The 19,020-nt window shown below is 66.6% G+C and carries 19 protein-coding genes and 1 pseudogene; 8 read left to right on the forward strand and 12 right to left on the reverse strand.

Annotated elements, in window-relative coordinates:
- Position 1: 1 nt before the first annotated feature.
- The gene (locus AC4BCK_RS05040) at positions 2–916 is read right to left on the reverse strand and encodes a carbohydrate kinase family protein (protein WP_174175858.1); all 915 of its coding nucleotides are present in this window, start codon (positions 914–916) and stop codon (positions 2–4) included.
- A 141-nt stretch (positions 917–1,057) separates the two neighbouring features.
- Here AC4BCK_RS05040 and AC4BCK_RS05045 point away from each other — a divergent pair, with 141 nt between their 5' ends.
- The 4 genes from AC4BCK_RS05045 (at position 1,058) to AC4BCK_RS05060 (ending at position 5,642) form a co-directional block, all read left to right on the forward strand.
- Positions 1,058–2,200, forward strand: coding sequence for a Gfo/Idh/MocA family protein (locus tag AC4BCK_RS05045; RefSeq protein WP_490566660.1), 1,143 nt, complete (start codon positions 1,058–1,060; stop codon positions 2,198–2,200).
- A gap of 69 nt (positions 2,201–2,269) precedes the next feature.
- Entirely contained in the window at positions 2,270–3,052 is a 783-nt protein-coding gene (locus AC4BCK_RS05050; protein ID WP_174175854.1) for a DeoR/GlpR family DNA-binding transcription regulator, read from the forward strand.
- Positions 3,049–3,978: a 2-hydroxyacid dehydrogenase gene (locus AC4BCK_RS05055; protein WP_174175851.1), complete on the forward strand. Its 930-nt coding sequence runs from the start codon at positions 3,049–3,051 to the stop codon at positions 3,976–3,978. Before AC4BCK_RS05050 ends, AC4BCK_RS05055 begins: the two co-directional genes overlap by 4 nt.
- Before the next feature lie 83 nt (positions 3,979–4,061).
- Entirely contained in the window at positions 4,062–5,642 is a 1,581-nt protein-coding gene (locus AC4BCK_RS05060; protein ID WP_490566661.1) for an HNH endonuclease, read from the forward strand.
- Here AC4BCK_RS05060 and AC4BCK_RS05065 read toward each other — a convergent pair.
- A pseudogene (locus tag AC4BCK_RS05065) lies at positions 5,562–6,368 on the reverse strand (LysR family transcriptional regulator ArgP); the annotation flags it as partial. The gene AC4BCK_RS05060 and the pseudogene AC4BCK_RS05065 overlap by 81 nt on opposite strands.
- 70 nt (positions 6,369–6,438) lie before the next feature.
- On the opposite strand from AC4BCK_RS05065, the gene AC4BCK_RS05070 reads away from it, so the two are divergent.
- Together AC4BCK_RS05070 and AC4BCK_RS05075 are read left to right on the forward strand one after the other, a co-directional pair.
- Entirely contained in the window at positions 6,439–7,035 is a 597-nt protein-coding gene (locus AC4BCK_RS05070; protein WP_363938799.1) for a LysE/ArgO family amino acid transporter, read from the forward strand.
- A gap of 169 nt (positions 7,036–7,204) precedes the next feature.
- Entirely contained in the window at positions 7,205–7,561 is a 357-nt protein-coding gene (locus AC4BCK_RS05075) for an SRPBCC family protein (RefSeq protein WP_490566662.1), read from the forward strand.
- Positions 7,562–7,592: 31 nt separating this feature from the next.
- Here AC4BCK_RS05075 and AC4BCK_RS05080 read toward each other — a convergent pair whose 3' ends face one another.
- Positions 7,593–8,483, reverse strand: a complete 891-nt coding sequence (locus tag AC4BCK_RS05080) for a hypothetical protein (protein ID WP_363956963.1) — start codon at positions 8,481–8,483, stop codon at positions 7,593–7,595.
- Positions 8,453–9,058, reverse strand: a complete 606-nt coding sequence (locus AC4BCK_RS05085) for a hypothetical protein (RefSeq protein ID WP_363938619.1) — start codon at positions 9,056–9,058, stop codon at positions 8,453–8,455. Before AC4BCK_RS05085 ends, AC4BCK_RS05080 begins: the two co-directional genes overlap by 31 nt.
- On the opposite strand from AC4BCK_RS05085, the gene AC4BCK_RS05090 reads away from it, so the two are divergent.
- Positions 9,057–9,338, forward strand: coding sequence for a hypothetical protein (locus AC4BCK_RS05090; protein WP_490566663.1), 282 nt, complete (start codon positions 9,057–9,059; stop codon positions 9,336–9,338). The genes AC4BCK_RS05085 and AC4BCK_RS05090 overlap by 2 nt on opposite strands.
- A 509-nt stretch (positions 9,339–9,847) precedes the next feature.
- On the opposite strand, the gene AC4BCK_RS05095 is transcribed toward AC4BCK_RS05090, so the two are convergent.
- The 8 genes from AC4BCK_RS05095 to AC4BCK_RS05130 all read right to left on the reverse strand — a co-directional run bounded on the left by AC4BCK_RS05095 (position 9,848) and on the right by AC4BCK_RS05130 (position 17,814).
- Positions 9,848–11,107, reverse strand: a complete 1,260-nt coding sequence (locus AC4BCK_RS05095; RefSeq protein ID WP_251424221.1) for an MFS transporter — start codon at positions 11,105–11,107, stop codon at positions 9,848–9,850.
- The gene (locus AC4BCK_RS05100; protein ID WP_400585790.1) at positions 11,104–11,481 is read right to left on the reverse strand and encodes a MarR family winged helix-turn-helix transcriptional regulator; all 378 of its coding nucleotides are present in this window, start codon (positions 11,479–11,481) and stop codon (positions 11,104–11,106) included. The genes AC4BCK_RS05095 and AC4BCK_RS05100 overlap by 4 nt, the downstream gene beginning before the upstream one ends.
- 305 nt (positions 11,482–11,786) lie before the next feature.
- Positions 11,787–12,350: a dihydrofolate reductase family protein gene (locus AC4BCK_RS05105; protein ID WP_366277680.1), complete on the reverse strand. Its 564-nt coding sequence runs from the start codon at positions 12,348–12,350 to the stop codon at positions 11,787–11,789.
- Between the two features lie 109 nt (positions 12,351–12,459).
- A complete protein-coding gene (locus AC4BCK_RS05110) occupies positions 12,460–13,425 on the reverse strand; it encodes a carbohydrate kinase family protein (RefSeq protein ID WP_490566664.1) in 966 nt (321 codons plus the stop codon).
- Positions 13,426–13,427: 2 nt separating this feature from the next.
- Positions 13,428–14,486, reverse strand: a complete 1,059-nt coding sequence (locus AC4BCK_RS05115) for an NAD(P)-dependent alcohol dehydrogenase (RefSeq protein WP_490566665.1) — start codon at positions 14,484–14,486, stop codon at positions 13,428–13,430.
- A gap of 54 nt (positions 14,487–14,540) precedes the next feature.
- Positions 14,541–15,476, reverse strand: a complete 936-nt coding sequence (locus AC4BCK_RS05120) for a carbohydrate ABC transporter permease (protein ID WP_490566666.1) — start codon at positions 15,474–15,476, stop codon at positions 14,541–14,543.
- The gene (locus AC4BCK_RS05125) at positions 15,473–16,441 is read right to left on the reverse strand and encodes a carbohydrate ABC transporter permease (protein ID WP_490566667.1); all 969 of its coding nucleotides are present in this window, start codon (positions 16,439–16,441) and stop codon (positions 15,473–15,475) included. Before AC4BCK_RS05125 ends, AC4BCK_RS05120 begins: the two co-directional genes overlap by 4 nt.
- A gap of 20 nt (positions 16,442–16,461) precedes the next feature.
- Positions 16,462–17,814, reverse strand: a complete 1,353-nt coding sequence (locus AC4BCK_RS05130; RefSeq protein ID WP_490566668.1) for an ABC transporter substrate-binding protein — start codon at positions 17,812–17,814, stop codon at positions 16,462–16,464.
- A 278-nt stretch (positions 17,815–18,092) separates the two neighbouring features.
- On the opposite strand from AC4BCK_RS05130, the gene AC4BCK_RS05135 reads away from it, so the two are divergent.
- A complete protein-coding gene (locus AC4BCK_RS05135) occupies positions 18,093–19,016 on the forward strand; it encodes an AraC family transcriptional regulator (protein ID WP_490566669.1) in 924 nt (307 codons plus the stop codon).
- The last annotated feature ends 4 nt before the right edge of the window (positions 19,017–19,020 follow it).

The following is a 19,020-nucleotide window of genomic DNA, read 5'->3' on the forward strand; positions in this document are numbered from 1 at the left end:
GCTAGGCGGTGTGGTTGGAAGTAAGGACAGGGGAGATGGTCTGGTGCGGGATTGCGGAGCGGCCGTCCAGTCCTTCGCAGGATGCGGAGGCGGTGCGGCCGGCGAACGCCGCCGCGTCAGCCAGGGAAAGGCCGGCAGCGACGGCGGCGAGCAGGGCGCCGTGGTAGACGTCGCCGGCTCCCAGCGTGGAGACAATGGCGGCGGGTGTTGCGGGCACGCGGAGCGGGTGCGCGGTGCCGTCCTTGACCCAGGCACCGTCGGAGCCGGCGGTGGCGACGACGGCGGAGGCGCCGTCGTCGACCGCTTTGCCCAGGAGCGCCTCGGGGGAGTGGTGCCCGCCGTACTCTGCCTGGAGCCGTTCGATGGTTGGGACGTAGAGGGCCACGCCCCGCGGGCTGAACGACGCGATGGGGTTGCCGGCATCCACGCTGACGTCCAGGCTTCCGGCGCTGAAGGCCGGAAGGGATGCGACGGCGTTCCAGCCCAGGTGGTCCACGTGGACCCAGGCTGCAGATTCCACCAGCTCATGGAAGCGGCTGCCGGCCGGAAAGCTGACGGGCGGCACGGGCCGGGTGACAATCGCCCGGCTTTCGGAGGCCTTGCTGACCACGATCACGCTGGCACCCGTTTTGACGTTGGGATCGCGGATCACCGCGGAGGTGTCCACGCCTTCGGCCTGCAGGCCGGCGATGATGCGGTCGCCTTCCTCGTCGGTGCCGAGGACACCCGCGAAAGCTGTGTTTGCTCCGGCACGGGCCGCTGCCACGGCTGCGGTGGCGGCCGGGCCGCCACCCGCCGTCGCGAAGTCCGAAGCGACGGTGCGGCTGTCCGCGGCGGGGTAATCCTCCACCAAAGCGATGGAGTCAAGCGTGGCGCAGCCTACGAAGAGCAGGGTTCCAGTTGACGGTTGGGGCACGTTCCACCTCGTTGTAGTTTCGGCTGGTACTGAAGAAATATACACACGCTATGTTGGAATAACAACACTTTCTGTATAGTTCTGTTTGGGATGCAACGCCGCGGTCCCCCAAAAACTCAACGTAGAGAAACGGAGCAGCACATGTCATTGCCTTCTGCGGAAACGGTCCGGACCATCCGATACGGCCTCATCGGGGCCGGCCACATGGCCCGCGAACACGTCCGGAACCTCGCCCTGATTCCCGGAAGCCGGATCACTGCAGTCTCCGATCCCCAGCCGTCATCCCTGGAGGAGACCGCTGCTGAGATCGGCTACGAGGTGCAGACCTTCCCCTCGCACCAGGAGCTGCTCGCTTCCGGCCTGGTGGACGCACTGGTGATCGCCAGCCCCAACGACACGCACCTGGCCATCCTCAAGGACATCTTCGCCAGCGGAACCAACCTGCCCGTGCTTGTGGAGAAGCCGGTGTGCACCACCGCCGCGCAGGCAGATGAACTCGAGGTGCTGGCCGCCGGCTACCCGGCGCCTGTGTGGGTTGCCATGGAATACCGCTACATGCCTCCGGTCCAGGAAGTCATCCAGGCCGCACACAACGGCAAGCTCGGCAACATCTACATGCTGTCCATCGTGGAGCACCGCTTCCCGTTCCTGCATAAGGTGGATGCCTGGAACCGCTTCGCGGAGCGGACCGGCGGGACCCTGGTGGAGAAATGCTGCCACTTCTTCGACCTGATGCGGCTGATCCTGCAGGATGAGCCCGTGCGTGTGTACGCCAGCGGCGGCCACGAAGTGAACCACATGGATGAGGTGTACGACGGCCGTGTGTCGGACATGATCGACAACGCCTACGTGATTGTCGACTTCAAGGGCGGCCGCCGGGCGATGCTGGAACTGTCCATGTTCGCCGAGGGCTCCAAGTTCCAGGAGCGGATCTCCATTGTTGGCGATGCCGCCAAGATCGAAACGCTCATCCCGGTGGCGGCCAACCACTGGATCGAAGGCGATGAAGCGGAAGCCACCGTTGAGTTCAGCCCGCGTTCGCCGCTCGGACCGGAAAAGCACGAAGTTCCGGTGGATGAGGCAGTGCTCGCCGCGGGCGCCCACCACGGCTCCACCTACTACGAGCACCTGGGGTACCGGAAGGCGATCCTGGGTGAAGGGCCGGTTGAGGTGACGGTGGCTGACGGCCTGCAGTCGGTCCGGATGGGGCTGGCGGCAGAGCGCTCCATTACGGAGGGACGCCCCGTAGAGCTTACGAATGCCGGTGCCGGGGTACGACACTAGGTAAGTTGGTGTTGGAAAAGCAACACTTCGTGGGCCGGGGGCCGGCGGGTGGGGCAGGAAGAAGGGGATATGAGCACCGCACGTGATGAGGCGCCGCTGACGCCCCGCCAGCGCACCATCCTGGAGGAACTTGGCCGGCGCGGGTTTATTTCCACCACGGACCTGGCCGAGACCTTTGCGGTATCGGACATGACCGTGCGCAGGGACACCCGGGTACTGTCCAAGCTGGGCCTGGTCAGGGTGGTTCACGGCGGGGTCAGCGCCATCCATGGACAGGGCCAGAACGCGGACTTTGCCGCCCGCGTGCGGGAGGACGCCGACGCGAAGCTCCGGGTGGCGCGGGCCTGCATCTCCATGATCGGGGAACGGGACGCCGTCATCCTGGACGCCGGCACCACCACGTACCAGATCGCGCAGGAGCTGCCCACGTCCTTCACGGGCACCATCATCACCCACTCCGCACCAGCCATCCAGCGCTGCCTGCAGCTGACGGCTGCCCGGACCATCTGCCTGGGCGGGGAATTGCTCCTGGACAGCCAGGCGTTCAACGGTCCCATGACTGTCAGCGCCGCCGCAGGCCTCCGTGCCAAGACGGCCTTCATTGGCGTGAGCGGAATCCACGACGAAGCGTTTTACATTGAGCGGGACGTGGAGCGCGCCACTAAGATCGCCCTCATGAACTCTGCGGAACAGGTGGTAGTAGTGGCAACACACCAGAAAATGCTGCGGTATGCGCTGGCCAGGCTGGCAGCCTTTGATGCGGCGGACGTGCTGGTGACGGACGCGCCGCCGCCGCGGGAAATCGAAACGGCGCTGCGGGCCGCGGACGTGAAGCTTGTGGTGGCCGCGTGAGGGCGCCGCTGCACGTTTCCCTTCCGGACCAGAAACTGCTGGACGCGCTCGCCCCGACTGCCGGCGTCGAGTTCTTCGTGTGGGACTTTTCCGGGCCTGCCCCCGCCGGGCGGTTGGACATCGTGGTGCCGCCGTACATGCGTGGGCCGGAGGTGCTGGCCGCGCTGGAGTCCGTGGACATCGGCCTGGTCCAAAGCCAGTCCATCGGGTACGACGGCGTGGCGGACGTGCTGCCCGCCGGGTGCGTTTTCGCCAACGCGGCAGGGGTCCATGAGACGTCGACGGCGGAGCTCGCCCTGGGCATGATGATTGCCAGCCAGCGCGGCATGGATGGCTTCGTGCGCAACCAGGCCACCGGGACATGGGACAACAGCCAGCGGCCCAGCCTCGCGGACCGGCGCGTGCTGCTGGTGGGCTACGGCGGAGTGGGCAAGGCCATCGAGGCCCGGCTGCTGCCGTTCGAGACGCACGTTACCCGGATGGCAAGCCGGGAACGGGAGGATGCCAGCGGCAAAATCTTCGGCATCGACTCGCTGTATGAGCAGCTGCCGCTGCACGACATCGCGGTGGTCAGCGTGCCCCTCAGCGAGCAGACCCGGCAGCTGGTGGACGCGAAGTTCCTGGCCGCGATGCCGGACGGGGCGCTGCTGGTCAATGTGGCCCGCGGGGCGGTGGCGGACACGGATGCGCTGCTGGCCGAGACATCCACGGGCCGGTTGCGTGCTGCTGTTGATGTGACGGATCCGGAGCCGCTGCCGGCGGACCACCCTCTGTGGACCACGCCCGGCGTACTGATCACCCCGCATGTGGGCGGGGCGAGCTCGGCGATGTTCCCCCGCATGGTCCGGCTGGTCAAGCAGCAGATCGGCCTGATGCTGGAGGGCAAGGAGCCGGTGAACGTGGTGCTCGGCGGGGCTGGGGAGTAGGGGCCTCGGGTCGAGTCTGGGCGTTATCCACATAGCGATTTCCGCAGCCTCTGAATGTCAGGGGTCGCTGGAAGACTGTGGTTATGGATGGCACCGTTCAGGATTTGATTAACCAGGTTCGGTGTTTGCCCGTGTCCTCTGACAATGCCGCGTTAATTGGTCAGTTGCGGGGCCTGGAGGAGCTGAAGGCGGCCATTGCGGCTGCGCAGGCGAGGGTTGCCGTGGCGTTCGATCGTGCCCAGCGCGCTGAGCAGGCTGAGGCCGGGATTCCTGCGGCGGAGCAGGGTCAGGGGGTGGCGGCGCAGGTTGCGTTGGCCCGGGGTGAGTCGCCGTCCCGGGGCGGGCGGCTGCTCGGGCTGGCCAAGGCGCTGATGGCGGAGATGCCGCGTACCCTGGCTGCGCTGGATGCTGGCCAGCTGAATGAGTGGCGGGCCACGCTGGTGGTGCGGGAGACGGCGTGCCTGGGCGCGGCGGACCGGTGCGCGGTTGATGAGGAGTTGGCCGCTGACACGGGTACTTTTGCCGGGGCCGGGGACCGGGCCGTTGTGGCTGCGGCGAGGGCGGCGGCGTACCGGCGGGACCCCCGTTCGGTGACACAGCGGGCGGCCCATGCTGCCGGGGAGCGGTGCGTAAGTCTGCGCCCGGCCCCGGACACCATGACGCGCCTGACAGCGCTGCTGCCGGTCGCGGAGGGCGTGGCGGCGTATGCGGCACTAAGCGCGCATGCCGATACTTTGCGCGCTGGCGGTGACGACCGTTCCCGGGGGCAGCTTATGGCCGATGCCCTGGTGGAGCGGACCACCGGCACCCCGGGCGGTGTCAGTGGTGTGGAGATCCAGCTTGTCATGACCGACAGGACTTTGTTCCAGGGTGATTCTGAACCGGCACGCCTTCCCGGTTACGGGATTGTCCCGGCCGGCTGGGCCCGCAGTCTGGTCTCCAGCGGTGGCAAGGGCGGCAAAGCCAAGAGTCCGGGATCAGCTGCCGGCGGCAGGGAGCCTGCGCTGGGTGGACCGGAAAGTCCGGGCAACAGGACGCCCGCCGCCGGCGCCTGCCAGCCCGCAGCCGAGGCGCTTGAGCCCGAGCCCGGGGAGAAGGACTTCAGGGTGTGGCTGCGGCGACTGTACACGGCCCCCGGGGCGGGTGACCTCGTGGGGATGGATTCGCGGGCGCGCTTGTTTCCTGCAGGGCTGTGCCGTTTTATCCAGGCCCGTGATGACACGTGCCGCACGCCCTATTGCGATGCGCCCATCCGGCACCACGACCACGTGGTGGCCTGGCATAGGGGCGGAACCACCAGCCTCGGCAATGCAGCCGGGCTATGCGAGGCCTGCAACCACACCAAGGAAAAACCCCGGCTGGAAAACCACCCCTCGGCCGGGCCCAAGGCACACCATCGAATACAGGACACCCACCGGCCACACCTACCATTCAACAGCACCTCCACCACCCGGAAGCCTGCCAGCAGGTCACTTGGTGGGTGCCGCGCGGCTCGTGCGTGTTTAGTTGTCCTGGTGCGTGCCGCGCAGTTGGTGGCGGCTGGCCTTCCGGATGGCCTTGGTGACGCGGTCGAGCCGCGGGGAGTCAAGCGTCCAGGTCTGCCAGTAGAGCGCGACGTCATGGTGCCCGCGCTCCTTCAAGACCGCCAGGGAGCCATCGGCTAGGTCCGTTCCCAGCTGCAGCTCGGGAATCATTCCCCATCCAAGGCCTGCCGTCAAACCTGCAAGGAATCCCTCGGATGAAGGGATGAAGTGTGTTGGTGGAGCCTGCTGTACGCCGCGGGCCTTGAGCTGCAGCTGCTGCAGGTTGTCCTTGGCATTGAACTGCAGCATGGGCATGCGCTGCCAGTCCACCCCGCTGCCTGCTGTGAAGCGTTTGCGCAGCCCGGGGGTGGCTACGGGCAGGTAGCGCATGTAGCCCAGCCGTTCCGCCCGGCATCCGTTGACGGGCGTGGGGTCGGAGGTGATCGCTCCGAGGACGTCACCCCGGCGCAGGAGCTGGCTGCTGTGGTCCTGGTCCTCCACATGCAGATCCAGGGTGGTCTCCGCCCAGGTGCTGGCCTCATGGAGCACGTCCACGAACCACGTGGCAAGGGAGTCGGCATTCACGGCAAGGGGGGTTACGGCCCGGGAGGAAACACCGTGTCCGAGCGACTCCCACGTTTCCGCTTCAAGGACCTGCACCTGCCGGGACATGCGCAGCAGGATTGAGCCGGCATCGGTCGGGGTGCACGGCACGCTGCGGCGGACCACCACCTGCCCCACGGACTTCTCCAAGGCCCTGATGCGCTGGCTGACGGCGGAGGGGCTGATCCCCAGCAGATCGGCCGCGGCCTCGAAAGTTCCCTCGTCCACGATCGCGGCGAGGGCACGGAGATGCTCGAAGTTCATGAAGATATTCTATTGGAACTGCAGAATCCATCGTTTGTCTTCATCTGCAACGTCGGGCTACGGTCAAGGCATGTGGAGCATCTGGACCACCGGGCTGATGACGGGCCTGGCATTGATCATTGCCATCGGGGCGCAGAACGCGTTTGTGCTGCGGCAGGGAATCCGCCGTGAACACGTGGGCGTCGTGGTGGCGCTCTGCATGGTCAGTGATGCGTTGCTGATCCTTGGCGGCACAGTGGGGATCGGGGTTTTGGTTTCCCGATTTCCACTGGCGCTTGAGGTGCTGAAGTGGGGCGGGGCTGCCTACCTGGCATGGTGGGCGGTGCGTTCATTTAAGTCGGCACTGAAACCGTCAGCGTTGACGGCCGAGGCCCCTCGGTCCAAGGGATCCGTTATCGCCACCACCTTGGCGCTGACCTACCTGAATCCGCACGTCTACCTGGACACCGTGGTGCTGCTGGGAGGCCTGGCCAACCAGCACGGTCCGGACGCGCGGTGGATCTTCGCGGCCGGGGCCGTGGTGGGAAGCGCCCTCTGGTTTTCGGCCCTGGGGTATGGAGCCCGAAAGCTTTCCGGGGTGCTCAGCAGCCCGCGGACGTGGCGGATCGTGGACCTTGCCATCGGCGTGGTGATGCTCGCCCTGGCCGTCAAACTCGTTCTCGGCTGACACAGTCCGTCGCGGCTGGACTCTACTCAGGACGTGTTGCCGCTCCTATGCTTAGGCTCATGTCCACTTTTGAGGTCCGCCGCAGCTCAGTTATTCCAGCCCCCGCCGAGCCATCTTTCCCTTTGTCAACAGCTTCCATGAGTGGAACAAATGGTCGCCCTGGGAGTCCGTGGATCCGGGCATGAACCGCCGCTACTTTGGGAGCGAGGCGGGTGTTGGAGCGGGCTACGAATGGAGCGGCAACCGGAAAGCCGGCAGCGGCACCATGGAGATTGTTGAATCTGATCCCTCGAGCCGGATCAAGATCCGTCTCCAGTTCACTAAACCTTTCAAGGCCCTGAATCCCACCACCTTCACATTCACCCCGGTCCCCGGAGGTACAGAGGTCAGTTGGATCATGAACGGGGAAAACAAAGGACTCACCAAGGTGTTTGCACTGTTCATGAACATGGACAAGATGGTGGGATCAGACTTTGAGCGCGGATTGGAATCTCTGGCTGCGGCCGTGTCGGCAAGCAGGAATTGACGCATCAGGCATGTGAAGCCCGCGGGGATCGCTACCGCCTGAATTCGATACGGACGGAGTTGTCGTCAGGCAGGACGATGACCGTTCCGTCCCGCGGCGTCCAGCCGTCGTGAAGGAAGAAGAAACGTCCGCCACTGAGGACCAGCAAGCGGAGGCCGTCGTACCGGTAGAGCGTCCCGTCCCCGTCCCCCACCCTCACCTCCGTGACGGCGGTCGAGCCGATGCCCAGCGGTTTAGGCGAATAAACCTCCGCCCGGGGCATGTACTGGACTCCCTGCTCGAAGTTCAAGGCGAGCCGGCGGCCCACAGCCTGGGCGTAGTCGGCCGTGCCCCAGAAGAGCAGCAGCGTCACGATGCTGAGGATCAGCGTGGTTTCCACAGCCCGCTGCTCGGAGCTGAGGGCGGATGATGTGCGGGTCCGGCCCAGCCGGCGCAGGCGCATGCACCAGGTGGCCACGAGTACGCCCAAAGCCATCAGATACGGCGTGAACAGTGCTGTCCGGGCGGGTTCCACAACCGCCAGGACCAGGCTGACGCCCACGAGGAGTCCGCTGAGCAGGGCTGTTATGCCGGCGGCCTTCAGGATGAGGGCCCGGCCGCGGCCCTCTTCGATGCGGCGGCGCAGCCAGCGGTCCAGGGCCAGCCAGACGACGCTCGCCGCCAGGATGCAGACGAGCGGCAGGAACAGCGCGTTGATGCTGATCAGGATGTAGTCCTGCACTGCGTACCCAAACAGGCTGACGTTCAGGCCCATCTGTGCCGCCTGTGCCTCCGCGCGGGCCCAGCCGAAGTAGAACAGCAGCGCCGTGGCCACCGTGACCGGCGGGCCGATAGCCGAGATCACTCCGAGTGCGCGGGACCAGGAGGAACGCTCGTCCCCGCCGGCCTCCGTCATGGCGCGGTGCCTGGCGCCTGCGGGCATGTGCCCTGGTCCGTTGCGTACTCGAAGGAAGCGGATCCGCTTACCGGCCAATCGGCGTCGGCAATGCTGACCTCGGAAAGGGCTGGCTGCCCCGGTTCGAGGGGCGGTGCCAGGAAGTAGAACTCAAGCGGGTGGTTCGTGTCGATGAAGCTTTGGCGCTGCATGACGGGAGCAGTTGTGGTACCGACATAAACCGAGCGGACGGTCCCGGCAGGCAGGCCGGTGATGTTTCCGGACAGGACAATGGCCTGGCCGGGACAGACCAGGAAGGGCGGGGAGTTGCCTTCGATGTCCTCCAGGCCCGAGAGTTCGGGCGGGCACGCGGTTCCGCGGCGAGGGGCAAGCTCCACGGAGACGCCCGGATTCTGTTTCCGGACCACAGCTATGGTGCGGAGGATCTCGATGGCGGTGGCGGACCAGCAATCGCCCTCGAATGGCGGCGGCATCGTGTCCAGCGCAGAGGCTCCCGCATCCCAGGCAGCCTGGTCTCCCGTCAAGCCGAGGCACAGCGTTTTCGCCGCTTCCTCGACGGTGTTGAAGGGGCCGGTGTACTCGGGAAGGGATCCGCAGTCCATGCCCCTCAGGTTCCTGTACCAAATGGGGTCACCCCTGCCTACGGGGCCTATCGGCAGCCAGTCGAGCACCACGGTCTCCGGGGCGGGCGGCAACTGCGGGGCGGGCGGTCCCGGAGGCGGGGCGGGTGGCTGGTTCGGGGCAGGCGGGGCGGGTGGCTGGTTCGGGGCAGGCGGGGCGGGTGGCTGGTTCGGGGCAGGTGCGGCAGGCGGCTGGGCCGGTGCGGGCGGGCCCGGCGGCTGGGCAGGTGGCTGGTTTGGCGCCGGCGGGCCAGGCGGCTGAGCCGGCGGCGGTGCGGGATCGGGCTGCTGCTGCCCTCCGGGTACGGGCCGTTCCTGGCCCTGTTCCGGACTTGTGGACTGGCTGCCCGCTCCGCCGCTGGTGGGGGTGTCGCCAGGAACGCCGGACTCTATGGGCTGGCTCGATTGTGACGTGCTGCTGCTGGGAGCCGGCTCACCGTCGCCGCCGGTTGCCATGCACGCAGACAAAAGCAGCGCCAGGGTGACCGCCCAGGTGAGGGCGATCGGGCGGCGGCTGCAGGAGTGCATCTCGCACCATCGCTATCTGTGCTGCCCGGGTTCCAGCCTTGGGTAGGGTCCCGGCAGGCCACGGAAAGCATGGACCGCCAGGAGATCATTGCGTCCACTGGAATTAGACCCTGCAGGCGTTACAGCGGCGTTACTGCCGGCGGAGAGCGAACGACGGCGGTGCGTGCCGCCGAAGCAGGCCCATCATGGGTGCCTCCAAGGCAAAGTCCGGCGCCGCCGTCGTCCGTTGCCTGGTGCTTTGACCTAGACGGCAGGCTCGCGCCGCCGCCGGAACACCATGCGGAGGTTGTCCCGGAAGCTCAGGCTGTTCCGCCTGCTGACCACAACCACGGCGGCCACGGCCGCCAGCAGCACGATGATCCCTCCGGCCGCCACGGACCAGCGGGCGCCGAACTCCGAGCCGATCCAGCCCATGAGCGGAGCGCCCACAGCGGTTCCGCCCTGGAGCACGGCAAGGTACAGGGCCAGCACCCGCCCGCGGAACTGGGGCTCCACCGAGAGTTGGATGCTGGTGTTGCAGCTGTTCAGAAACGTGATGGAGGCCAGGCCCACCGGGATCAGGACCGCTGCATACAGCCAGAACGACGGCGACACGCTGCCCAGGAGGGTAAAGGCACCAAGCCCGAGCGCACCGCCCAGCAGGAACCTCAGCCGCGGACCGGCCCTCCGTGCGGCAAGGAGTGCCCCGGCCAGGGTGCCCACCGCCATAATGGAGCCCAGCAGCCCGAACTCGCCGGGGCCCACCCCAAACTCAGTGGTGGCCATCAGGGCGTTGATGATGGGAAAGTTCATCCCGAACGCGCCGAGGATGCCCACCAAAACCATGATCAGCACCAGATCCGGGCGGTTGCGCACATAGCGGACGCCTTCCGCCACCTGGTGCTTGCCCCTGCTGGCGGGCGCCGCGGGGGCAAGTTCGGAGGTCCGGATCCGGAACAGCGAGATGATGACTGCGCCAAAACTGGCGGCGTTGAGCAGGAACACCGGGCCGGTTCCCACCCAGGCAATCAGCACGCCGGCGATGGCAGGGCCGGTAAGCCTGGCCGTGTTGAAGGACGCGGAATTCAGTGCCACCGCGTTGGAGATGTTGTCCTGGCCCACGAGTTCGGAGACGAAGGCCTGCCGGGAGGGCGCGTCCACGGCGCTGGCAATGCCCAGGCAGAGGGCGGCGAGGTAGGCGTGCCACAGTTCCGCGGTGCCCGTGACCACCAGCAGCCCCAGCGCCAGCCCGGTCAGGCCCATGGCCACCTGCGTCCACAGCAGGATCACCCGTTTGCGGTAGCGGTCCGCCAGCACTCCGCCGTACGGTCCGAGGAGCAGCATGGGAAGGAACTGCAGGCCGGTGGTGATCCCGACGGCGGCGCCCGAGTAGTTGGTAAGGACAGTCAGCACCAGCCAGTCCTGGGCTATTCGCTGCATCCAGGTGCCGATGTTGGACACCAGCGCGCCGCTGGCCCAGATCCGGTAGTTCCGGTTCTCCAGGGCCCGGAACATGGCGCTCATGTGCCGCTCATTTCCTGCATGATGTGCGCCGCGCGGCTGAGGATCTGCCGGTCCTCTTCGCTCAGCCCGGCCACCCGCTGCGCCAGCCATGCCGTCCGCTGGTTACGGGCCTCGGCCAGGACTGCCCGGCCGGCGTCGGTGATGTCCACGCGGACCTGGCGCCCGTCGTCGGGGTTTGCCGCCCTGGACACGAAGCCCTGGTCCGCGAGCGCGTTGACGATCCGCGTCATGGACGGAGCCTGCACGTGCTCGCTGTCGGCAAGTGCGCGGAGGGTGCTTGGCCCGTTGCCGTTCAGGAGGGCCAGGACCGTGTACTGCCCCGGAGTGATGGCGTCTCCGGTGGCCTCGACGCGGAGCCGGCGCGAGGTGCGCATGACTGCCGTGCGGAGATCGATGGCCAGGCTGTCCGGGCTGGCCGATCCGGGGGTTTTCGGGTTCTGGGTGTCGGTGGTGGTCACGCCCGGGTTGCGCCTCCTGAAAATACTTAGCACTGCTAATTAGTCCTGCTAATAAGTATGCTCCTGTTCCTGGTCTCCGGCAAGGAAGTGTGGGTGGACTAACAGCCTTCCAAGGCCTTCCGATAGTTTCCATGATCATCAGGAAAGGCGGAGCGTTGCGGGTTTACGGTGCTTGAGCTCCCTGGGGCTGTCCGAGTCCGTGCTGACCCGACGCCGGGCAGTCAGCGCCTGGTCTCGTACCGGGTCAGGACCACACCGCCGGGAAACATCCGGGTCTCAATCAGGCTCAGGTTCACCCAGTTGTCCAGGGTGGTGAAGAACGGAGTGCCGCCGCCAACCAGGACCGGATGGGTGACGATGGCGTATTCGTCGATCAGCCCTGCCCGCATGGCTGCCGCGGCGAGTGTGGCACCGCCGATATCCATGGAGCCGCCGTCGTCGGCCTTGAGGCGGGTAATCTCGGTGACCGCGTCGCCGGTAACCAGGCGGGTGTTCCAGTCAACCGTGCTCTTTGTCGACGAGAACACCACCTTCGGCATGTCCCGCCAGCGGCGGGCGAACTCGATCTCCGCCGGCGTGGCGTCGGGCTGCTGGTCAGCAGTCGGCCAGTGGGAGCTCATCGTCTCCCACAGTTTGCGCCCGTACAGCGCCAGGCCCGTCGAACCCACCTGGTCGGACCACCATTGGAACAGCTCGTCGCTTGGTGCGCTCCAGCCGAGATTGTCGCCGGGGGCTGCGGTGTAGCCGTCCAGGCTTACGTTCATGGCGAAGGCCAGTTTGCGCATGGGGTCAGTCTCCCGTGAGCCCTTATCCGTTGTACAGACCGGCACGGTGCGGAAGGCTCATAGGGCCAGGGACACGCAGACCAGCTGACTACCGCGGGGCTCGCACGGGCTAGCCAGCCGCGGCCGCGGGCGTGCCGGCCAGGGAGCCGAGCTCGGCGGAGGTGGGAGGGTTGGCGCCGGGCCGGGAACAGGTGATGGCGGCCGCCCGGTTCGCATAGGACGCCAGGGCAGCCAGTTCCGCGGGGGAGAGGCTGTGCAGGCGTTCGCGTCCGCCGGCGCCCAGCGCGTCCAGCTGCGCCAGGCCGGAGATGAGGCCCGCCATGAAGGAGTCGCCGGCCCCCACGGTGTCCGCAACGGTGGTAACTTCCCCGGGCATTTCAACACGTCCGTGCCGGGTCAGGATCACCGGACCGTCCGCGCCGCGCGTCAGTGCAACCAGCGCCGGTCCCAGCTCCAGCCAGGCAGTCAGGGATTCGTCCGGCGTCCTGCCCGGGTACAGCCAGCGCAGGTCCTCGTCGCTGGCCTTGACGATGTCGCTGGCGGCAACCAAGCCTTCAATGTCGCCCCGGACCGCGTCCGCCTCTGCGCTGATCGCGGGCCGGCAGTTGGGATCGAAGCTGACGGTGGCGTGCGTGCGCCCAGCCGCCACCAGCCGCCGGACCATCTGGTTGCCCGGACCCAGGACGGTGGCGATGGACCCGGTATGGACATGGAGGGAGCTCTCCACTGCCGCAAGGGCCGGGATGGAGGCGCCGGTGATGTCCCAGGTGATGGAGAAGCTGTACTCCGCCGCTCCGGTGCTGTCCAGGCGCGCCACCGCGGACGACGTCGGAGAGGCGCCTCCCACAATCGCCTCGACGCCGTTGCCGCGGAGGTGCCCGGCAATCACGTGGCCGTGCGGGTCGTCGGCATAGTGCGTGACGAGCGTGGCTGCCTGGCCGAGGCGGGCAATGCCCACAGCGACATTGAGGGGGCTGCCGCCGGGATGGACCCGACGGCAGCTTGCCCTGGCCGCGCCTTCGCTGTCAGAGGAGTCAATGATGTCAACGAGTGACTCGCCGATCACGGTGAACATGGTCAGCGGCCGGGGTAGACAACGGCTTTGAGCTGGCCGGGCTGCCTGCCCGCCGTGAGCGCCTGTTCGGACTCGGCGAGGGCGAACCTGCCGGTGACCAGGATGTCCAGGTCCACTTTCCCGTCGGCAATGAGCTGGATGGCCAGCGGCCAGGTGTTGGTGTAGCGGAACACGCCGGAGAGCCAGATTTCGCGGTTCTGGATGAAGGAGACGGGCAGTTCCACGTCGTCCGCGCCCAGCCCGACAAGGATGACCCTTCCGGCGGGGGCAACGGCCTTGATGCCGGAACGGACCGCCTGCGGTGCCCCGGACGCGTCAATGAACGCGTCGACGTCGAGCCCTTCCACGTTGTCCGTCTTCGCGTTCAGCGCGTGGGTGGCGCCGTTTTCCAGTGCGAAGGCCAGGCGGTCTTCGGCGATGTCGCTGATGTAGATTTCGGTGGCGCCGTAGGCGCGGGCGGCCTGGGCGGCGATGATGCCGATGGGCCCGGCACCGGCAATCAGCACCCGGCTGCCGGGCTTGATCCCGGCACGTTCGCAGGCCCAGAGGCCGACGGAGAGCGGTTCGATGAGGGCGGCTGCCTCGTCGCTGACACTGTCCGGGATGTCGTAGGCGAAGTCGGACTGGATGGTCACGTACTCGGCGAACGCGCCGTCCACCGGCGGGGTGGCGTAGAACTCGATGTCCGGGCAGAGGTTGTAGCGGCCGGCCTTGCACTGCCTGCACGTGCGGCAGGGGCGCTGGGGTTCGACGGCGACGCGCTGGCCGATGCGGGAAGGGTCCACGGCACTTCCGACGGCGGCGATCCGGCCGGAGAGCTCGTGGCCGAGGATTAGCGGGTGGTCCACCACGTAGGGGCCGATCCGGCCGTGCTCGTAGTAGTGGACGTCGCTGCCGCAGACGCCGACGGCGGCCACCTGGACCAGGACCTGGTCTGCGTCGGGCTGCGGAAGGGGCAGGGTTTCCATGGCCATGTCACCCTGGCTCCTCAGGATGTTGGCCCGCATGGTCCCGGGCAGCTCAGCGCCGGCAACGTGTGCCTGGGTGGTTGTTGTTGTCATCAAAGTGATCCTCGAAAGAGTTGGGCGGGAAGCGGCTGGCTATTTCACGGCCTGTTATTTCACGGCGCCCAGGGAGAGTCCCTGGACGAGTTTGTCCTGGGCGGCGAAGCCGGCGAACAGCACCGGGAGGGATATCACGACGGCGGCTGCGCAGACCTGGGCGAGGAAGAGTCCCTGGCCGGAGACGAAGCCGGTGAGGAACACCGGTGCCGTACCGGCGACCACGCCGGTGAGGACCCGGGCCAGGAGCAGTTCGTTCCAGCTGAAGATGAAGCAGATCAGGGCGGTGGCGGCGATGCCGGGCATGGCCACGGGGGCGATGATTTTGCGGAGGATCAGCAGGAGGTTGGCGCCGTCGATCTGGGCTGCCTCCAGCATTTCCTCCGGCACCTCGGCCAGGAAGGACCGCATCATCCACACCGCGATGGGCAGGTTCATGGACGTGTACATCAGGATCAGGAACCAGATGTTGTCCAGTGCCCCCACGGTCCGCGCGAAAAGGTAGAGCGGAAGGATCGCCGCGACCACGGGCATCATCTTGGTCGAAAGGAAGAAGAACATGACGTCCGTCCACTTCTTCACCGGCCGGATGGAGAGCGCGTACGCTGCCGGGAAGGCCAGGAGCAGCACGAGGACCGTGGACAGGATCGAGGCGGTGGCGGAGTTGATCAGCGACGGCCACGGGCTGACCCCGGACGTTTCGCCGAAAAATTCCCGGTACGCGTCCAGGGTGAGGTTCGCGGCGATGGACGGCGGGTTCGTCGCGGCGTCGGTCTCGGAGTGGAACGAGGTGAGGATCATCCACAGGACCGGGACTGCGAAGAGAAGCGCCAGCAACCATGCTGCAATGCCGGCGGCGGTGTTGTTGCGGGTGGGGTCCATGCGCGCCTTGCCGCGACGACGTGGGGTGCGGCCGGTTGCCCGTGCGGCGGGGGAGGTGGAACGGGCAGGGCCCGAACTCTGCGGTGCAGCGGGGGTGAGGGTGCTCATCGTGCTGCCTCCTTCTTGAAGAGTGAAAAGACGGTACGGAGTGCGAAGGTGGCCACGATGATGGTGCCGATGACCACCACGACCCCGGCGGCGGATGCCAGGCCGTATTCGTTGGCGAAGTAGAACGTCTGGTAGATGGCGTAGGGCAGGTTGGCGGTGCCCAGTCCGCCGGCGGTGAGGGTGAAGACCGCGTCAAAGTTCTGCACGATGTAGATCGCGCCAAGCAGGCCGCCCAGTTCCAGATACTGGCGCAAGTGCGGCAGTGTCAGGTGGCGGAAGATCCCCCACGGGGTGGCGCCGTCCATCTGGGCAGCTTCCACGGTGTCCATGGGACGGGACTGCAGCCCGGCCAGCAGGATCAGCATCATGAACGGCGTCCACTGCCACACCAGGGAGAGGATCACGGCCATCATGGGAGCCTGCGAGAGCAGGTCCAGCTGCGGCGCCGCCGTGCTGCCGAACAGCGACCAGACCCAGGTCAGGACGCCGTTGATCAGCCCGTACGTGGGGTTGAGCAGGGCATGCTTCCAGATCAGGGCCGCCGCCACCGGCACCACCAGGAACGGTGCGATCAGCAGGGTCCGGGCCAGGCCGCGGCCAATGAACTTCTTATCCAGCAGCAGGGCCAGTCCCAGGCCGATCAGCAGGCTGATCAGCACGACGGAGACGGTCAGGAGGATGGTGGTGAAGATGGCCTGGCGCAGATCCGGGTCGGTCAGCACAGTGGCGTAGTTTTCCAGGCCGGCGAAGGCGGTCTTGTCCGGGCTGAGGCTGTTCCAGTTCATGAACGAGATGACCAGGGTCGCCACGAACGGAAGCTGGGTGACCAGGATAAGGAAGACCAGGGCCGGCAGCAGCGGTGCACGCCGTGCCCACGCCAGGGCGCGTTCGCGCGACTGGGCGTCTCGTGAGGGAGTGGCTGCATTGCGTCCCGGGCGGGAGATGCGCGCCGTTGCGGTAGTCATGATGTTCTCCTGCGGTTCGGTTAGGGCTGCTTGTACTTGTCGCCGACCTTTTGGGCGGCTTGCTGGCCTTTGGCCAGCGCGTCGGCCACGCTGCCCTGGCCGGCGATGGCGGAGCTGACGCGTTGGGACACGTTCGTTCCCAGGGCTGCGAATTCGGGGATGCCCACAAACTGGATGCCGACGGCGGGACGTTCCTGCGCGCCGGGGTTCTTCGGGTCGGCGTTCTCGATGGCGAAGCGTTCTGCCTCGAAGAACGGGGCGGCCTTCTGGAACTCCGCGTTTTCGTAGGTGGAGATGCGCTTGCCGGACGGGACCTTTGCCCAGCCGAGCTCGGAGGCGACGAGTTCCTCGTAGTCCTTTGAGCTGGCCCAGGCAATGAATTTCTCAGCAGCGTCCTGCTTCTTGGACGCAGCCTGCATGGCCCAGGACCACGTCCACAACCAGCCGGAAGAGGCGGTTTCCTTGACCGGCGCCTGGGCGTAGCCGATCTTGCCCATGACCGGGGAATCCTCGGCTTCCAGTGCCCCTGCGGCGGACGTTGCGTCGTACCACATGGCCACTTTGCCCTGGCTCATGTTGTTCAGGCACTCGGTGAACCCTGCCTGCGCGGCGCCTGCTTCACCGTGCTCGCGCACCAGAGTTGTGTAGAACTCCACCGCCTCGGTGAACTCGGGGGAATTGACCTGGGCGTTCCAGTCCTTGTCGAACCAGGTTCCACCGAAGGTGTTCACCACGGTGGTCAGGGGTGCGAAGACCTGGCCCCAGCCCGGCTGTCCGCGGAGGCAGATGCCCTTCATGCCCGGTTCCGCGCCGTCCACCTTTGCCGCTATGCCAGCAACCTCATCCCAGGTGGGCTTTGCCGGCATGGCCAGGCCCTTGGCGTCCAGGATGTCTTTCCGGTACATCAGGAAGGAGGACTCCCCGTAGAACGGTTCGCCGTACAGCTTGCCGTCCTCACCGGTGAGGGACGCCGTGTAGGCGGGCAGGATGTCGTCTTGGTCAAATCCGGGATCGGCAGCGACGTCGTCCAGCGGCGCCAGCCAGCCGTTGGCGGAGTAGAACGGGATCTCGTAGTTGGAGAGGGAGGCGACGTCGTATTGGCCGGCCTGGCTGGAGAACTCCTGGCTGATCTTGGCCCGTACGTCGTTTTCCGGCAGGATCGTGTAGTTGACCCTGATCCCGGTTTCCTTGGTGAAGTTCTCTGCCGTGAGCCGCTGCAGGTCCTCCATCTGGGGGTTGTTGACCATCAGGACACTGATGCTGTTCGGGTCTCCGGCGGAATTGCCGCCGCCGGCACCTGCACAGGCCGAGGCACTCAGCGCGACACACAAAGCGCCGGCGGCCAGGGTCGCAGCACGCATTTTTGGGCGCATTAAGGACTCCTTTGTTCTTCAGGGGTGCACAGTCACCGCACCTCGACTGCCGTGCCGGGGTGCTGGACCTGGGCGAGGGCTGGGACCGGAGATTCCGGGGGTTCCTCGCTGATGTAGTTCAAGGTTAGGCGGGAGGCTGAGGTAACAACTAGCGCCCTGGTTGCCATTTTCTGATACTTATTTTCCCGCCGCGCACCCCCGTGAAGGCGCTACTCTGGGACCAGGACCACCAATGCCTGTCCCGAGTTCATAACCGGCCACCCCTATGGAGCACCTCGATGACCGCCGCGGAAATAGCTGACGGAGCCACGGCACGGCTCGCCGAACGCCTGCTGGGGATGCGGGCAAACCGCGAGGTCATCCCGCCTGATCCCAACCATTCGGTCCGGTGGCACCAGCACAGCTACCCCAGCCCGCTGGCACGGTGGAACTACCATCCCGAGTACGAGATCCACTTGATCCGCAAGGGGACCGGAAAGTTCATTGTTGGTGACCATATCGGCACGTTCGAGGCGGGGCACGTTGCCTTGGTGGGGTCCGGCCTGCCGCACGACTGGGTCAGTGACCTTGAGCCAGGTGAGGTGCTCGAGAACCGGGATGCCGTCATCCAGTTCGACGGCAGATGGGTTGAACAGGCGGCGGCCCTGGTTCCCGAACTGGCCGAGGTGGGGCCGCTGCTGGAGCAGTCCCGGCGGGGAATCGAGTTCCTGGGACGTTCAGCGGAGGAGGCAGCCGCGGCCATCGAGGCGATGGGCGCTACGAGCGGGCTGCAGCGGCTCCAGCACCTGTTCGCCCTCTTTGGAATCCTGACCCGGGCACCCCAGGAGGAACGGCGCTACCTTGCCGAGGAATGGTTCAGGCCGCAGCTGGACGGACAGGCCGCCGCCGTCGTCGACCTTGTCCTGGAGTATGTCTTCAGCAACCACGCCGGCAGTGCCAAAATGTCCGAGGCAGCGGCGCTGGTGGGCATGCCCGAGCCCACCTTTTCCAAGTACTTCAAGCGCGCCACCGGCCAGAACTTCAGCGATCTTGTGCGCAAGCTCCGTCTTGCCCATGCCAGGCGCCTGCTGGAGCGGACGGACAAGCCCATCTCGGACATCTGTTACGAAGTGGGCTTCTCCAACCTGTCCAACTTCAACCGGCACTTCCTGAACGACGCGGGGGAGACGCCGAGGGACTACCGCCGGCGCGTTCAAACCTGACCGG

The sequence above is a fragment of the Pseudarthrobacter sp. As-47 genome (assembly GCF_058215595.1).

What these genes read in the sequence shown, in the direction of transcription:
- AC4BCK_RS05050 (WP_174175854.1), top strand. Translation starts at nt 2,270, where the DNA reads ATGAGCACCGCACGTGATGAGGCGCCGCTGACGCCCCGCCAGCGCACC.
- AC4BCK_RS05130 (WP_490566668.1), bottom strand. Translation starts at nt 17,814, where the DNA reads ATGCGCCCAAAAATGCGTGCTGCGACCCTGGCCGCCGGCGCTTTGTGT.
- AC4BCK_RS05085 (WP_363938619.1), bottom strand. Translation starts at nt 9,058, where the DNA reads ATGGACTGCGGATCCCTTCCCGAGTACACCGGCCCCTTCAACACCGTC.
- AC4BCK_RS05115 (WP_490566665.1), bottom strand. Translation starts at nt 14,486, where the DNA reads ATGACAACAACAACCACCCAGGCACACGTTGCCGGCGCTGAGCTGCCC.
- AC4BCK_RS05060 (WP_490566661.1), top strand. Translation starts at nt 4,062, where the DNA reads ATGGATGGCACCGTTCAGGATTTGATTAACCAGGTTCGGTGTTTGCCC.
- AC4BCK_RS05080 (WP_363956963.1), bottom strand. Translation starts at nt 8,483, where the DNA reads ATGCCCGCAGGCGCCAGGCACCGCGCCATGACGGAGGCCGGCGGGGAC.
- AC4BCK_RS05090 (WP_490566663.1), top strand. Translation starts at nt 9,057, where the DNA reads ATGCCCCTCAGGTTCCTGTACCAAATGGGGTCACCCCTGCCTACGGGG.
- AC4BCK_RS05100 (WP_400585790.1), bottom strand. Translation starts at nt 11,481, where the DNA reads ATGCGCACCTCGCGCCGGCTCCGCGTCGAGGCCACCGGAGACGCCATC.
- AC4BCK_RS05070 (WP_363938799.1), top strand. Translation starts at nt 6,439, where the DNA reads ATGTGGAGCATCTGGACCACCGGGCTGATGACGGGCCTGGCATTGATC.
- AC4BCK_RS05120 (WP_490566666.1), bottom strand. Translation starts at nt 15,476, where the DNA reads ATGAGCACCCTCACCCCCGCTGCACCGCAGAGTTCGGGCCCTGCCCGT.
- AC4BCK_RS05095 (WP_251424221.1), bottom strand. Translation starts at nt 11,107, where the DNA reads ATGAGCGCCATGTTCCGGGCCCTGGAGAACCGGAACTACCGGATCTGG.
- AC4BCK_RS05125 (WP_490566667.1), bottom strand. Translation starts at nt 16,441, where the DNA reads ATGACTACCGCAACGGCGCGCATCTCCCGCCCGGGACGCAATGCAGCC.
- AC4BCK_RS05135 (WP_490566669.1), top strand. Translation starts at nt 18,093, where the DNA reads ATGACCGCCGCGGAAATAGCTGACGGAGCCACGGCACGGCTCGCCGAA.
- AC4BCK_RS05045 (WP_490566660.1), top strand. Translation starts at nt 1,058, where the DNA reads ATGTCATTGCCTTCTGCGGAAACGGTCCGGACCATCCGATACGGCCTC.
- AC4BCK_RS05105 (WP_366277680.1), bottom strand. Translation starts at nt 12,350, where the DNA reads ATGCGCAAACTGGCCTTCGCCATGAACGTAAGCCTGGACGGCTACACC.
- AC4BCK_RS05110 (WP_490566664.1), bottom strand. Translation starts at nt 13,425, where the DNA reads ATGTTCACCGTGATCGGCGAGTCACTCGTTGACATCATTGACTCCTCT.